This is a genomic window from Mycobacterium sp. (genome assembly GCF_035640695.1).
GTDB lineage: Bacteria > Actinomycetota > Actinomycetes > Mycobacteriales > Mycobacteriaceae > Mycobacterium.
In genome coordinates this window covers 113,153-126,472 of record NZ_DASQVQ010000111.1, presented here as the reverse complement: position 1 = coordinate 126,472, position 13,320 = coordinate 113,153, and the positions used below count along the sequence as shown (strand labels likewise).

General features: G+C 65.4%; 12 protein-coding genes and 2 pseudogenes. 4 read left to right on the top strand and 10 right to left on the bottom strand.

The genetic code is table 11. The features are described 5' to 3' along the window. The 3 genes and pseudogenes from VE759_RS13125 to clpP2 form a co-directional block, all read left to right on the top strand. Positions 1-388, top strand: a pseudogene (locus tag VE759_RS13125) (trigger factor); the annotation flags it as partial. 100 nt (positions 389-488) lie between these two features. Next, on the top strand, positions 489-1,076 hold the full coding sequence (locus VE759_RS13120; RefSeq protein WP_324932879.1) for an ATP-dependent Clp protease proteolytic subunit: 588 nt from the start codon (positions 489-491) through the stop codon (positions 1,074-1,076). After that, positions 1,073-1,708, top strand: coding sequence for an ATP-dependent CLP protease proteolytic subunit ClpP2 (gene clpP2 / locus VE759_RS13115; RefSeq protein ID WP_324932843.1), 636 nt, complete (start codon positions 1,073-1,075; stop codon positions 1,706-1,708). The genes VE759_RS13120 and clpP2 overlap by 4 nt, the downstream gene beginning before the upstream one ends. A 90-nt stretch (positions 1,709-1,798) precedes the next feature. Here clpP2 and mmuM read toward each other — a convergent pair whose 3' ends face one another. Continuing rightward, positions 1,799-2,671, bottom strand: coding sequence for a homocysteine S-methyltransferase (gene mmuM, locus VE759_RS13110; RefSeq protein WP_324932877.1), 873 nt, complete (start codon positions 2,669-2,671; stop codon positions 1,799-1,801). Positions 2,672-2,946: 275 nt separating this feature from the next. Between mmuM and clpX the strand changes: the two genes are divergently transcribed. Then, positions 2,947-4,227: an ATP-dependent Clp protease ATP-binding subunit ClpX gene (clpX, locus tag VE759_RS13105; protein ID WP_324932840.1), complete on the top strand. Its 1,281-nt coding sequence runs from the start codon at positions 2,947-2,949 to the stop codon at positions 4,225-4,227. 39 nt (positions 4,228-4,266) lie between these two features. On the opposite strand, the gene VE759_RS13100 is transcribed toward clpX, so the two are convergent. From VE759_RS13100 to iolD, 9 genes and pseudogenes are all read right to left on the bottom strand, one after another. Further along, a complete protein-coding gene (locus tag VE759_RS13100; RefSeq protein ID WP_324932838.1) occupies positions 4,267-4,752 on the bottom strand; it encodes a hypothetical protein in 486 nt (161 codons plus the stop codon). A gap of 3 nt (positions 4,753-4,755) precedes the next feature. Beyond that, positions 4,756-5,760, bottom strand: a complete 1,005-nt coding sequence (locus VE759_RS13095) for a hypothetical protein (RefSeq protein WP_324932835.1) — start codon at positions 5,758-5,760, stop codon at positions 4,756-4,758. Positions 5,761-6,083: 323 nt separating this feature from the next. Then, entirely contained in the window at positions 6,084-6,491 is a 408-nt protein-coding gene (locus VE759_RS13090) for a hypothetical protein (RefSeq protein WP_324932832.1), read from the bottom strand. Positions 6,492-6,534: 43 nt separating this feature from the next. Beyond that, a complete protein-coding gene (locus tag VE759_RS13085) occupies positions 6,535-7,848 on the bottom strand; it encodes a nucleotide disphospho-sugar-binding domain-containing protein (RefSeq protein WP_324932829.1) in 1,314 nt (437 codons plus the stop codon). A 118-nt stretch (positions 7,849-7,966) separates the two neighbouring features. After that, positions 7,967-8,791, bottom strand: coding sequence for a formate dehydrogenase accessory sulfurtransferase FdhD (gene fdhD, locus VE759_RS13080; protein ID WP_324932826.1), 825 nt, complete (start codon positions 8,789-8,791; stop codon positions 7,967-7,969). A 180-nt stretch (positions 8,792-8,971) separates the two neighbouring features. Beyond that, positions 8,972-9,468: pseudogene (locus tag VE759_RS13075) on the bottom strand (sugar phosphate isomerase/epimerase family protein); the annotation flags it as partial. 4 nt (positions 9,469-9,472) lie between these two features. Next, complete coding sequence (locus tag VE759_RS13070; protein ID WP_324932823.1) at positions 9,473-10,489, bottom strand: Gfo/Idh/MocA family oxidoreductase; 1,017 nt, start codon at positions 10,487-10,489, stop codon at positions 9,473-9,475. Positions 10,490-10,501: 12 nt separating this feature from the next. Further along, entirely contained in the window at positions 10,502-11,410 is a 909-nt protein-coding gene (locus VE759_RS13065; RefSeq protein ID WP_324932820.1) for a sugar phosphate isomerase/epimerase, read from the bottom strand. Continuing rightward, complete coding sequence (gene iolD / locus VE759_RS13060; RefSeq protein WP_324932818.1) at positions 11,407-13,320, bottom strand: 3D-(3,5/4)-trihydroxycyclohexane-1,2-dione acylhydrolase (decyclizing); 1,914 nt, start codon at positions 13,318-13,320, stop codon at positions 11,407-11,409. The genes VE759_RS13065 and iolD overlap by 4 nt, the downstream gene beginning before the upstream one ends.

Sequence of the window (13,320 nt, the reverse complement as noted above, 5' to 3'; positions counted from 1 at the left end):
CGAGCTCAACATTCAGGTCGGCCAGGACGACTTGACCGAGCGGCTGGTCGTGCAGTCGCGGCAGTACGGCATCGAGCCGCAGCAGCTGCTGCAGTACCTGCAGGAGAACAACCAGCTGCCGGCGATGTTCGCCGACGTGCGTCGTGGCAAGGCGTTGGCCGCCGTGGTGCAGGGCGCCACCGTCACCGACACCGACGGCAACCCGATCGACACGGACGAGTTCTTCGGCACCCGCCCGCAGCCTGAGGGCGCCGAGCCAGAGGGTGCCCAAACGCAGCCAGCGGGCGAAGCCGCTGCGACCGGTCCGGCAGCGTCGGAGCCGGAGGCGTCGGAGACGGCTGCGACCGAGCCGGGGGCGTCGGAGACTAAAGACAGCGATGCGAATTGACGCTGTGAGCGAACGCGAGCCTGTTGGGGAGTGCGCGGCGTCGCAGGTTGGTTAGTGTCGGTGAGTACAAACGTCAGAAAGCAGGTATCCCGTGACTTCGATGCGATTGAACGGGCAGGGGCTCAACCTGGTCGACTCGGTCTATGAGCGCTTGCTCTCGGAGCGGATCATCTTCCTTGGCGCCCAGGTCGACGACGACATCGCCAACCGGCTTTGCGCTCAGGTCCTGCTGCTGGCTGCCGAGGATCCCACCAGGGACATCTCGCTGTACATCAACTCGCCGGGGGGCTCGATCAGCGCCGGAATGGCGATCTACGACACGATGGTGCTGGCGCCGTGCGACATCGCGACCTACGCGATGGGCATGGCCGCGTCGATGGGTCAGTTCTTGCTGGCCGCTGGCACCAAGGGCAAGCGCTATGCGTTGCCGCATGCTCGGATCCTGATGCACCAACCGCTGGGCGGCGTCACCGGCAGCGCGGCCGACATCGCGATTCAGGCCGAGCAGTTCGCAGTCATTAAGAAGGAAATGTTCCGACTCAACGCCGAGTTCACCGGCCAGCCGGTCGAGCGGATCATGGCGGACTCCGATCGCGACCGCTGGTTCACCGCGCAAGAAGCGCTCGAGTACGGCTTCGTCGACCACATCATCACCCGCGCCCATCTCAACGGAGTGGCACCAAAATGAATCCTGAAATCCAGCCGCAGGCGCGGTACATCCTGCCGTCGTTCATCGAGCACTCCAGCTGGGGTGTCAAGGAGTCGAACCCCTACAACAAGCTCTTCGAGGAACGCATCATCTTCCTCGGTGTGCAGGTCGACGACGCGTCGGCCAACGACATCATGGCCCAGCTGCTGGTGCTGGAGTCGCTGGATCCGGACCGCGACATCACGATGTACATCAACTCACCGGGCGGCTCATTCACCTCGCTGATGGCCATCTACGACACCATGCAGTACGTGCGCGCCGATATCCAGACCGTGTGCCTGGGTCAGGCTGCTTCGGCCGCCGCGGTGTTGCTGGCTGCCGGCACGGCGGGCAAACGGTTGGCGCTGCCCAACGCCCGGGTGCTGATCCATCAGCCGGCGTTGGCCGGTGTCATCCAGGGCCAATTCTCCGACCTGGAGATCCAGGCCGCCGAGATCGAGCGGATGCGCACGCTGATGGAGACGACGCTGGCGCGGCACACCGGCAAGGATCCCGGGGTGATCCGCAAGGACACCGACCGCGACAAGATCCTGACGGCCGAGGAAGCCAAGGACTACGGCATCATCGACACGGTGCTGGAGTACCGCAAGCTCTCCACGCAGACCGCTTGATTTCCCGCCTCCGCGGGGGGCTGGCTTGATTTCCCGCTCCGCGGGGCCGGCTTGATTTCCCGCCTCCGCTTGGGGCCGGCGTGGTTGGCCTCACGCCACCGCGGCGATCTCGGCGATGTCGGCCGGCCGCACCCGACAACACCCGCCGACGATGCGCGCACCCGCCTGAATCCATTGCGGCACGAGTTGCGGCGAGAACAGCGGGGGCCCCATCCAGGTCCGGCGAATCGCGTCCCAAAGCTCGCCGCTGTTCGGGTAGACGATCACCGGCTTGTCGGTCACGGCGCGCGCGACCTCGATCGCTTGCAACACATCGGACGGCGCGCAGCAATTGACTCCGACCGCGACGACCTCCGACACCCCGACCGCGACCGCGAACGCGTCGGCGAGTGGTTGCCCGGCGCGGGTGTACGCGCCGTCGATGGTGTAGCTCAGCCAGGCGGGCAAACCAAGCCCCCGAACCAAATCCATCAGCGCCTCGGCCTCGTCGACGTCCGGCATTGTCTCCAGGGCCAACACGTCGGCGCCCGCCTCGGCCAACACCTCGATCCTCGGACGGTGCCACTCAGCCAGCTGCGCGACGGACAGGCCGTATCGGCCGCGGTATTCCGACCCGTCGGCCAGCGCGGCGCCGTACGGCCCGATCGAGGCGGCGACCCATCCGCCGTCGAGACCGACGTCGTCGCGCGCGGCCTCGGCCAGGTGCACGCTGCGCCGCATCAGCTTCGCCGCATCGTCTCGCTCGATTCCGCGCGCCGCGAAGCCGTCGAACGAGGCTTGGTAGCTCGCGGTTGTGGCGATCATTGCCCCGGCGCGATAGAAGGCGGCGTGCACCGCGGCAATCTCCTCGGGCGCGTCCGCCAGCAATCGGGCCGACCAAAGCGCGTCGGACAGGTCGTGGCCTCGCGCTTCGAGCTCGGTGGCGAGGCCGCCATCGGTGATCAACACGGTATCGTCGGGCAGGACGAAGCCCACGAGTTCACTCTAGGGTGGCGGCGGGACGGGCCTCTCGGTCCAGTAACGGCGGCGACACGCCAAGGACACGGTGGCGCGTTCCACGTGGCCGCGGGCGCAGTCAGGGGATATGTTCTGCAAACACGAACAAATACCACCGACGCGATTCGGCTTTATCGGTCGCACCGCGCCGGAACAAGCGGGTAGCGTCGGGAACTACGGCCCGACTCTCACCGGATGAGACAGAGACGACGACGGCGAACAGGAAGTAGGACCCGACGACCATGGCGCGCATCGGAGACGGCGGTGACCTGCTGAAGTGCTCGTTCTGCGGCAAGAGCCAAAAGCAGGTCAAGAAGCTCATCGCGGGTCCGGGTGTCTACATCTGCGACGAGTGCATCGACCTGTGCAACGAGATCATCGAAGAGGAACTGGCCGACGCCGACGAGGTAAAACTCGATGAGCTGCCCAAGCCCGCGGAGATTCGCGAATTCCTCGAGAGCTATGTCATCGGCCAGGACAATGCCAAGCGGACACTGGCTGTAGCGGTTTACAACCACTACAAGCGCATCCAGGCGGGAGAGAAGGCCCGCGACTCGCGCTCCGAGCCCGTCGAGCTGACCAAGTCCAACATCCTGATGCTCGGGCCGACCGGCTGCGGCAAGACCTACCTGGCGCAGACGCTGGCCAAGATGCTCAACGTGCCGTTCGCGATCGCCGACGCGACCGCGCTCACCGAGGCGGGTTACGTCGGCGAGGATGTCGAAAACATTCTGCTTAAGCTGATCCAGGCCGCCGACTACGACGTCAAGCGCGCCGAGACCGGGATCATCTACATCGACGAGGTCGACAAGATCGCCCGCAAGAGCGAAAACCCGTCGATCACCCGTGACGTCTCGGGTGAGGGCGTCCAGCAGGCGCTGCTGAAGATCCTCGAAGGGACGCAGGCCTCGGTGCCACCGCAGGGCGGACGCAAGCATCCGCACCAGGAGTTCATCCAGATCGACACCACAAACGTGTTGTTCATCGTCGCGGGCGCGTTTGCCGGGCTGGAGAAAATCATCTACGACCGGGTCGGCAAGCGCGGCCTGGGGTTCGGCGCCGAGGTGCGCTCCAAGGCCGAGATCGACACCCAGGACCACTTCGCCGAGGTCATGCCCGAAGATCTGATCAAGTTCGGACTGATCCCCGAGTTCATCGGCCGGCTGCCCGTCGTCGCGTCGGTGACGAACTTGGACAAGGACTCGCTGGTGCAAATTCTGTCCAAACCCAAGAACGCCCTGGTCAAGCAGTACACCAGGTTGTTCGAGATGGACGGCGTCGAGCTGGAATTCACCAATGACGCGCTGGAGGCGATCGCCGACCAGGCGATCCTCCGCGGCACCGGCGCACGCGGGCTGCGCGCGATCATGGAGGAAGTGCTGCTGCCGGTGATGTACGACATCCCCAGCCGCGACGACGTCGCCAAGGTCGTGGTGACCAAGGAGACGGTGTCAGACAATGTCCTCCCGACCATCGTGCCGCGCAAACCGTCGCGCACCGAGCGTCGCGACAAGAGCGCATAGACGCCTACGGGTTCTTAGCGCTGGGCGAAAACGTCTCGGTCAGACCGGCGTGACAAGCTCGGCGGCCATGGGAAAGCTGGTGGGCACCGCTGCGATTTGCGCCAGCGACTCCACGAAGAAGTAGATCGCCTTAAAGAACTCCAGCAGATCTCCCTTTTCGAGCAACAACTTCCGATACATGACCGTCCGGAGTGCGTCGTACCCCTGGAGCAATGCTTTCCAGTCTTGGTAATCGGCCGCCAGCACGTACGTCGCGCGCACCGGCTCGGACGCGTCGAGGATGCGGCAATCGGTGACGCGATTGTCGCCCCACGCCACCAGGAGATAGCGCTCGCCACCGCCCAGCTCCGCCGGTAAGTCGCGGACGCCGAGGGCCCACGACGACTGGTATGCGAATCGAACCAGCTGGTAGAAGTCCCAATATTCGGGCAGTTTTCCCGCGCGGGTATTTTCGTCGGGGCCGGCGTCCAGCGCGGACCGCACAGCGTTGGCCCAGCCCGGACTGAAGAACATCGTCGACGTCATGGGTCAGCCGCCCGCCAGCACCGGCTCGATCTGCACGAGCAACTCCTGCAGTTCCTGGGACAGGGAAATGCCGACGTCGTTGCACTTTCGTCGCAGTTGCTGGATCAAGAGCACGCGTACTTCGTCCTCCGTCCAGCCCAAAGGCTCGTAGTACAGCTTGCGGCTGGAAACCCCGCTGATCGTCAGGATCGTGCGAAGAGTGTCGTGGATGTCCTTCAACATCGTGGGATCCCGCCGCACCGCGTCTTGCAGGTACCGCATCCCGCCCTGCACGTGCCGCGACTCGTCTCGGCACGTTGCAGTGAACCCGGTGTAGTAGGCGGGAAGGAAGCCCCGCCAGCGCGCATAGGACAGCGTGACTTTCATGACCGACAGCGCGAGCACACCCTCGATCCAGAGGAAGTACGTGGTCCCGTAGCGCACGCGAGCCCGCTGGTCATACGGATTCCTGCGCAGTTCGTCCGCCTGGTAGGCGAGCAAGCCGAATGGGCCGACAAACGTTTCCTGTACCCATGGGAACGACCGGTCGAGCACCGCCATGATGTCGTCGCCCTCGAGGCCCACCACCTCTCGATAGAACCGGTCGAAGAAAACGGTGTGCCGCGCTTCGTCCTCGATCTGGGCGGCTATGTGGAGCTTCTCCTCTTCAGTCGCGCCGATCATGAACACCGGCAACTCGATTTCCACCTGCCGCTCGCCGTGATGGAATCCGGACGCGATCCCGACGAAAGACTCCCGTTCGTCCTCGGTCATCTTCTCGGTCCAGTCGATGCGGTCCTGCGTGAAGTCGAGTTCGTAGACGTCCCACCGCTGCTTGAGGTACTTGCGGTACAGCGTGACGAAATCGGGCAATCGCCTCAGGCCGCGGTGGACATACTCGATCACATCGTCGATGTCCACTTGGCGAATCGCGTGAAGATCTCGTCGCTCGATCTCGGCGGTCTCGGCGTCCGAGAGGCTGCGCGGTCCCTCGCGCAGGACGGCGGTAGGGGTTTTCAGTTCGGACATCGGCGTCCTTCCGTTGGTATGGTCATGTTCCACCCGCGCGTCACGCGGTGGTGGTGATTTCGCCGTTCTCCTGACCGATCGCTGCATCGGAGCGATGCAGCGATCGGTCAGCGGCTTCGGGTGGCGACCCGTCGGTGCCAGCGGAGCCGCAGCAGCAGAACCCGCCGGTGCAACCCGAACGAAAGCGTGAAGGGGTCCCGCCACGGCGGGGTGCCGCGGGAAGGGGACGACTCGTCAGGTGCGATGACTTTACTGTCGCATACGGATGAACCGCCCGACCGCGACGCGCCGCGTCATCGCATAGCCGCTACCACCGTTCACTCCTACGTTGACTTTCGTTTTCCTATCCGCGATATCAAGCGCAGCGTGACCCAGGTCGACGAGCGGACGTCCGAACCGGAGACGCCGCAGTGGCATGAACGACCCGGGCTTGCCGTCGCCGCTGGCCTCGGTGTCATCCTCGCGCTCGGGTTGATCGTGTTTGCCGTGATGCAAACGGCCCAGCACGCGCGGCAGCCTTCCAGTATCCCCGTTCCGGCGCCCTCGGCCACGACCACGACGAAGCCCACGGCACGGTCCAGCACCACCACGCCCACGCCGATGCCGACAACCAGCACGACCGTCGAAAGCACGCCTGCCCAGCCGCCCAGCGCCACTGAGACGCCGACGCTCGAGACAGCCGAAACCCCGACCACGACGGGTACAACGACATTGACCAACCCGTACTCCACGACGACTCCCCCACTTGCGGGGCATGTGTGAGCGCTGTTGTTCTCATCGGTGAGAACTAAGCGGTAGGTGGGCGTCGGTGAGTTCGTCGATGATCTCGGCGATCTCGCCAACGCCGTCCCGTTGGGCGAACTGTGACTCCAGGCTGCGGGCTCGGTCGAGGTATCGCCGGTCGCTGAGTACCTCCATCACCGCGGTGCGGATCGCAGCGATCGTCGGCGTGCCGGTGCGCAGGTTGATGCCCGCGCCCGACCACGCGACGCGCGCGGCCACCTCCGGCTTGTCTTCGGTGTCACCGGCCACCACCATCGGCACGCCGTAGGCCAGCGCCCGCTGAACGGCGCCATACCCACCATTGGTGACGAGAACGTCGACCTTCGGCAGCAACATGTCGTGCGGAACGTATTCGGAGGCAAACGCATTCAGGGGCATGGGATAACCGATGTCGTCGACGTCACGGCCGCCGGTGGTGGCGACCACTGTGAGGTGATGGTCCGCGAGCGCGTCGATCGTCGGTCGCAGCAGGCGGGTGAGGTCGGCGTTGTCGACGCTGCCTTGCGTGACGTGGACGACCGGACGTCTGCGGGCATCCAGTTGTGGCCACCAGTCGGGCGCACGGAAGTTCTCGGTCCGCGGCGGCTGCACCGCCCCGACGAACCGGACATTCGCGGGCAGATCCGACCGGGGATACTCGAACGCCGGCACGGTGGGAACCAGGTACCGATCGGCGAGCGCCATCGCGTCGAAGCAGAACGCGGGCAGCGGCCGCGAACCCGCTTGTGCCAACATGCGATTGGCGGCGCGCTGCGACGGGCCCAGCATGACCTTGTGGTTGAGTACGCGTAGCCCGCGGTTGCGTAGCCGGCCGGTGATGGTGTTCACCGGCGGCAGTCCCGGCCCGAACGGCGCGGTGTCGCGGCTGCTGAGTGCCAATGGCGTGGTGGAGTACACCAGTACCGGGGGCCGGTTGGCGCGATTGCCCAGCAGCATCGGCAGCACACCCATGAAGGCGGTGTCCACGAGAATCGCGTCAAACCGCCTCTGCGCGAACAGGTCCCGCAGCGCCTTGGCCTGGTGGGGCAGCGGTTCAACCAACAGCCGCGTCACGTCGAAGTTGAGCCGCTTCATGCCGCCGGTCTGCTGGCGTTCCGGGTAGTCGATGTGCAGGCGGGACTCGTCGATGTCGGCCTCGGGCGGCAGCGGGCGGTGCTCTGCCCCGACCGCGCGCACCTTCTCGGCATGGCGGGATGAGGTCAAAAACATCACCGTGTGGCCGCGTTGCACCAATGTCGCCGCGACTGTCAGCAGTGGACCGACATGCCCAATCGGTGGCACCGATCCAATCAGAATTTCAGCCATCGTTGTTCTCCCTTGGTCGTGGGCCAACGAGAGTCGATGGTGTCGGTGATGCGGTACGTCGTGCTTGGAGTCTGCGTGGAGATCTGCTGGAGATCGCAGGTAGACCGCGTTTGGCCAGCTAGCGCTTGATCCGATCCGGGCGGGTGTAGACGTTCATCGAGTCGCCGCGTAGGAACGCGACCAGCGTGACGCCGGACTTGCTGGCCAGATCCACCGCCAACGACGACGGCGCGGACACCGCGGCGAGCACCGGGATCCCGGCCATCACGGCCTTCTGCGTCAGCTCGAACGACGCCCGCCCGCTCACCAGCAGCACCGTACCGCTCAGCGGAATCCGGTCGTTCTCCAGCGCCGAGCCGATGACCTTGTCGACCGCATTGTGCCTGCCGATGTCTTCGCGCACGGCCAGCATCGTGCCGTCGACGGCGAACAGCGCCGCAGCGTGCAACCCGCCGGTGCTCGCGAAGACCTTTTGCGAACTTCGCAGCTGGGCCGGCATGCCGCTCAGGGTGTCGGCGGCCACGGCAGACGGGTCGTCGCCCGCGCTGTAGCGGCTGATGGTGTGCACCGCCTCCAGCGACGCCTTGCCGCACACGCCGCACGACGACGTCGTGTAGAAGTTGCGGGTGACATCGACGTCGGGCATCGGGACGCCTGGTGAGAGCGTCACATCGAGCACATTGTATGTGTTGGCAACGCCGACCTCGGCACTGCGGCAATAACGCACGGTGACTACGTCATCCCGGTTGCCGATCACACCCTCGGTGAGCAGAAAGCCCTGCGCCAGTTCGATATCCGAGCCCGGTGTGCGCATCGTGACCGTGATCGGTGTACCGTTGACGCGGATCTCCAAGGGCTCCTCGACGGCAAGCGTCTCGGGCCGGGTAACCGTGTCGTCGGCGGTTAGATGGTGTGCAGGCCGTCGCGCCGTCACGCGGCCCACGCGGGCTCCAGTCGTATCACGATGGCCATCCCCATGCGCCCCAGCCTAGGACGAGTGCGGGGAGGCTAAGGCGGGGATGACCCACGCACCGCCGATCCTGTCCCCGAGTGTGTGGGTGGTGAAGCGTCAGCCGTTTTGTGGGAAGCCGAGTTCAATGCCGCCGTGGCTTGGGTCGAGCCAGCTGACGCCCCGGATGATGCGCAGCGCCTCCATGCCGTCCTCGACGAAATCGTCGGGTTGCGGGTCGATGCGCACGTCGATACCTTCCCGCTCGAAGGTCGGCAGCAGTTCCTCCATCGAGCGGAAGAAGGCCCTTTCGGACTCTTCCGCACGCTCGGGACGCCCGGAAAACTCGGTATTGATGACGTTGACTCCGAGGTCGACGGTGATCTGGATGACGCGCTTCCAGTTGCGCACCACGGCCTCGCGGGCATCCGCGTCGGGACCCGACCAGCGAAGCACCGGCAGCACCGAGGCAATGCCGACGCCGGCGTCGGCGCATGCCTTGCGGAACTGGGCGACGAGCTCGTCGTCGGCCCGGGGTGGTTGAAGAACGGGATGAAGTCGCGGTGCGGCGTCAGCTGCAGATATTCATAACCCAAATCCGCGACGAGCCGCGGGAAGTCGAGCAACCCGTAGTCATGGTGAAAGGGCGTGGGATCCAATGCAATTTTCACCGAACTACGCCTCGATGTGCTTGGCCAGCTCTACACCGACCCGCTCGCCGCTCTGCAGCGACCGCACCGCTGCCGCGCACACCGCCGTGGCGGCGTAGCCGTCCCATGCGGTGGGACCGGCGACGTTGGTCCCAGCGCGCACCGCATCGACCCACCGTTGCACTTCGATGTCATAGGCGACACCAAAGCGTTCGCGAAAGCCTGGCGTGATGCGGCCGCCCCACGTTCCGGGGCTGGACTTGCGGACCAAGCCGACATCGAGACCGATTGTTGCGCTACCATTTTCGCCGACCACCTCGGTGCGTACCTCATAGCCGACACCGGTGGTGACGAACACCTCGACGTCGACGTACCGCCCGCTGGTGGTCTCAAAGATCGCCATCTGGGGATCTTGCAAACCTTCCGGTGCGCGAGAGTTGATCCGGGGGCGAAGGATTCGCACGGCGGCGATTTCCTCGCCGAGCAGGAACCGGGTCACGTCGACCTCGTGCACCAGCGAGTCCTTCACAACCATCGTCGAATCGAAGCCCGCCGGCACGGCCGGGTTGCGGTGCACGCAGTGCATGACCAGCGGCTGACCCAATTCACCACCATCTAGCAACGCCTTGAGTTCCATGTATTCCGGGTCGAACCGACGCATGAAGCCGACCTGGATCAGCGGCGTGCCGAGTTCGGCCTCGCGCCGCACCACCTCCAGCGAGGTGCCCACATCGGTGGTCAGGGGTTTCTCACAGAGCACAGGCTTGCGTTGTTCGAGGCACGCCAGCAGCTGCTTTTCGTGCACCGCACCCGGGGTCGCCAGCAGTACCGCGTCGACGTCGTCAGACGCGATGGCGTCGAGTGCATCGGCGGCCACCCGTGCTCCCGGCACTGTCGCTGCGACCTGCTCTGCCTTGTCGGCCAGGTGGTCATTGACCACCGCGACGCGGGCACCGCTGATGCGGTTGGTGACGCGGTCTACGTGGTCGGCGCCCATCATGCCGACGCCGAGCACGGCTACTCGTAGTTCTTGATCACTCACCGGTTGTTCCTGTCAAACGAATCGGACGTTGCGGGCGCCGCAGCCGCCCAGATACTTGCGGGTACGCCGTGCGATCGGCAGCGGCGTATCGGGCGGGCACGGATACATGTCCTGTTCGACGATCGCGAACAGCTCGATGCCGAGGCGTTCGATGGCCCGCAGCACCGGCGGCAAGTCGGGGATGCCTCGTGGCGGCTCGGTCATCACGCCCTGCCGCACCGCTTCACCGAACGGCAGGTCCTCGGCCGCCACCTTCGGTCGCACGTACGGGTCGACCTGCTTGAGATGCAGGTAGCCGATCCGGTCGGGGTATTTCGCGATGATTTTGAGGTTGTCACCGCCGCAATAGGAGATGTGTCCGGTGTCCAAACAGAGGCTGACGTGCTTGGAGCGCGTGTAGTCCAGGAACCGGGAGATGTGTTCCTCGGTGTCGACGTGGCTGTCGGCGTGTGGGTGGTACTGGGCGCGAATACCATACTCCTCGTACATCTTTCGACCGATGTGGTTCATGCCGTCGGTCTTGCGCCGCCACTGCTCGTCGGTGAGACGCCGCGGTTCCAGCATCCGGCCGGTTACGGCGTCACGCCACATCTGCGGGATCACGACGACGTGGGTGCCGCCTACGGCCGCGGTCAGCTCGACAACGTCCTTGATCTCCTCCCATGTCGTGGTCCACGAGTCATGCTGATGCAGCCGTTCGAACACCGTGCCCGCGGAGAGTCGCAACCCCCGCGACTCCAATTCGTCGCGCAACCGCTCGGAGTCGGTCGGCAGATAGCCATACGGCCCCAACTCGATCCACGTGTAGCCGGCGGCGGCTACCTCATCAAGGAACCGGGTGTAGGGCGTCTGCTGCGGGTCGTCGGGGAACCACACTCCCCAGGAGTCGGGTGCGGTGCCGACGTGAATGGCGGTGCTCATGAGTTGCCTCCTGACCAGGTGGGACGCAGGTGGCTGCGCTGGTTGGCTTTGTGCCTTTCGTAGATCTCTCGCGCCGCACGGGTGGATTCGAGTTGCGACACCTCGGAAACCGGTACGTCCCACCACGATTCGCTGGACGGAGCGCTGATCAGCGGATCCGTTTCAACATGGATCACCGTGGTGTTCTCGTTGGCCTTTGCGACCTTGAGCGCGTCGGTGAAATCCGCCGCAGTGGCGACCCGGATCACTTCGGCGCCCAGGCTGGCCGCGTTGGCCGCCAGGTCGACCGGCAGCTTGTCGCCGTCGAGCCGCCCGGCTGGCCCTCGATAGCGGTATGCGGTGCCAAAACGCTGGGAGCCCAGCGACTCCGACAGGGATCCGATCGAGGCGAACCCATGGTTTTGCACCAGGATGACGATCAGCTTGATGCCTTCCTGCACGGCGGTGACCAGCTCGGTCGCCATCATCAAGTAGGAACCGTCACCCACGAGCACGAATACGTCGCGGTCGGGCGAGGCCATCTTCGCGCCGAGTCCGCCGGCAACTTCGTAGCCCATGCAGGAGTAGCCATACTCGACGTGATAGCCCTTGGGGTCTCGGGTGCGCCACAGCTTATGCAGGTCCCCGGGCATCGAGCCCGCCGCGCATACCATGACGTCGTGCGGGTCGGACAGCGTGTTGACCAATCCGATGACCTGGTTCTGGTTCAGGCCGACGCTGTCGTCGTCGACGCGGTAGGCCGTGGCGACGGTGTTGTCCCACTCCGCGTTCAGCCGCGCGACCTCGTCAAGCATGTCGGTGGCGACGGCGTAATCGGGCAGCGCGGCGTCGAGCGCCTCGATCGTTTCGCGGGCGTCCGCGACGATCGAAAACCCGCTGTGCTTCACCGAATCCAGGGGAGCAACGTTGATGTTGACGAACCGCACGTCAGGGTTCGTGAACGCGCTGCGCGACGCGGTCGTGAAATCGCTGTACCGAGTTCCGATCCCCACCACGACATCGGCATCGGCGGCCACCGCGTTGGCGGCCGTGGTGCCCGTCGACCCGATTGCGCCGAGCGACCTGGGATGGTCATACGGCAGCGAACCCTTGCCGGCCTGGCTCTGCCCGACGGGGATGCCGGTGCGGGTGCAGAACCGGTCGAGCGCTTCGGTGGCGCCGCTGTAGATCACGCCGCCGCCGGCGACAATCAGCGGCCGTTTGGCCGAAGCGACGATCGACGCGGCGCGCTCGACCTCCGCACGTTCGGGCACCGGTCGGCGAATGTGCCAAGCACGTTCGGCGAACAGCGATTCTGGCCAGTCGAATGCCTCAGCCTGCACATCCTGAGGCATCGCGATCGTGACGGCGCCGGTATCGGCGGGATCGGTGAGCACCCGCATCGCTCCGATCAACGCGGCCGGCAACTGCTCGGGCCGCCAGACTCGGTCGAAGAACCGCGATACCGGCCGGAACGCGTCGTTGACCGTGACGTCGCCCGCGTCGGACCGCTCGAGTTCTTGCAGCACGGGAGCGCTGACCCGAGTGGCAAACGTGTCGGCCGGCAGCAGCAGCACCGGGAGCCGGTTGATGGTGGCCAATGCGGCCCCGGTCACCATGTTCGTCGCGCCCGGCCCGATCGACGTGGTGACGGCCCACGTCCGCAGCCGGTCCGTCATCCGCGCATACGCGACCGCGGAGTGGACCATCGCCTGCTCGTTACGACCCAGCACGTAGGGCAGTGTCGTCGGGTCCTCGAGTTCTTCCTGCAACAGCGCCTGCCCGAGGCCGGCCACGTTGCCATGGCCGAAGATGCCGAAGCAGCCGGCAAAGAAGCGGTGTCGTTCGCGGTCGCGCTCGACGTACTGGGCGGCAAGGAATTTGACGGTCGCCTGCGCTACGGTGAGCCGGACAGTGGGTTCTGTTGCCAT

Bases quoted from the DNA above. Each gene is read 5' to 3' on its own strand.
- clpP2 (WP_324932843.1), top strand. From the start codon at position 1,073: ATGAATCCTGAAATCCAGCCGCAGGCGCGGTACATCCTGCCGTCGTTC.
- iolD (WP_324932818.1), bottom strand. From the start codon at position 13,320: ATGGCAACAGAACCCACTGTCCGGCTCACCGTAGCGCAGGCGACCGTC.
- VE759_RS13085 (WP_324932829.1), bottom strand. From the start codon at position 7,848: ATGGCTGAAATTCTGATTGGATCGGTGCCACCGATTGGGCATGTCGGT.
- VE759_RS13100 (WP_324932838.1), bottom strand. From the start codon at position 4,752: ATGACGTCGACGATGTTCTTCAGTCCGGGCTGGGCCAACGCTGTGCGG.
- VE759_RS13120 (WP_324932879.1), top strand. From the start codon at position 489: ATGCGATTGAACGGGCAGGGGCTCAACCTGGTCGACTCGGTCTATGAG.
- VE759_RS13095 (WP_324932835.1), bottom strand. From the start codon at position 5,760: ATGTCCGAACTGAAAACCCCTACCGCCGTCCTGCGCGAGGGACCGCGC.
- clpX (WP_324932840.1), top strand. From the start codon at position 2,947: ATGGCGCGCATCGGAGACGGCGGTGACCTGCTGAAGTGCTCGTTCTGC.
- VE759_RS13065 (WP_324932820.1), bottom strand. From the start codon at position 11,410: ATGAGCACCGCCATTCACGTCGGCACCGCACCCGACTCCTGGGGAGTG.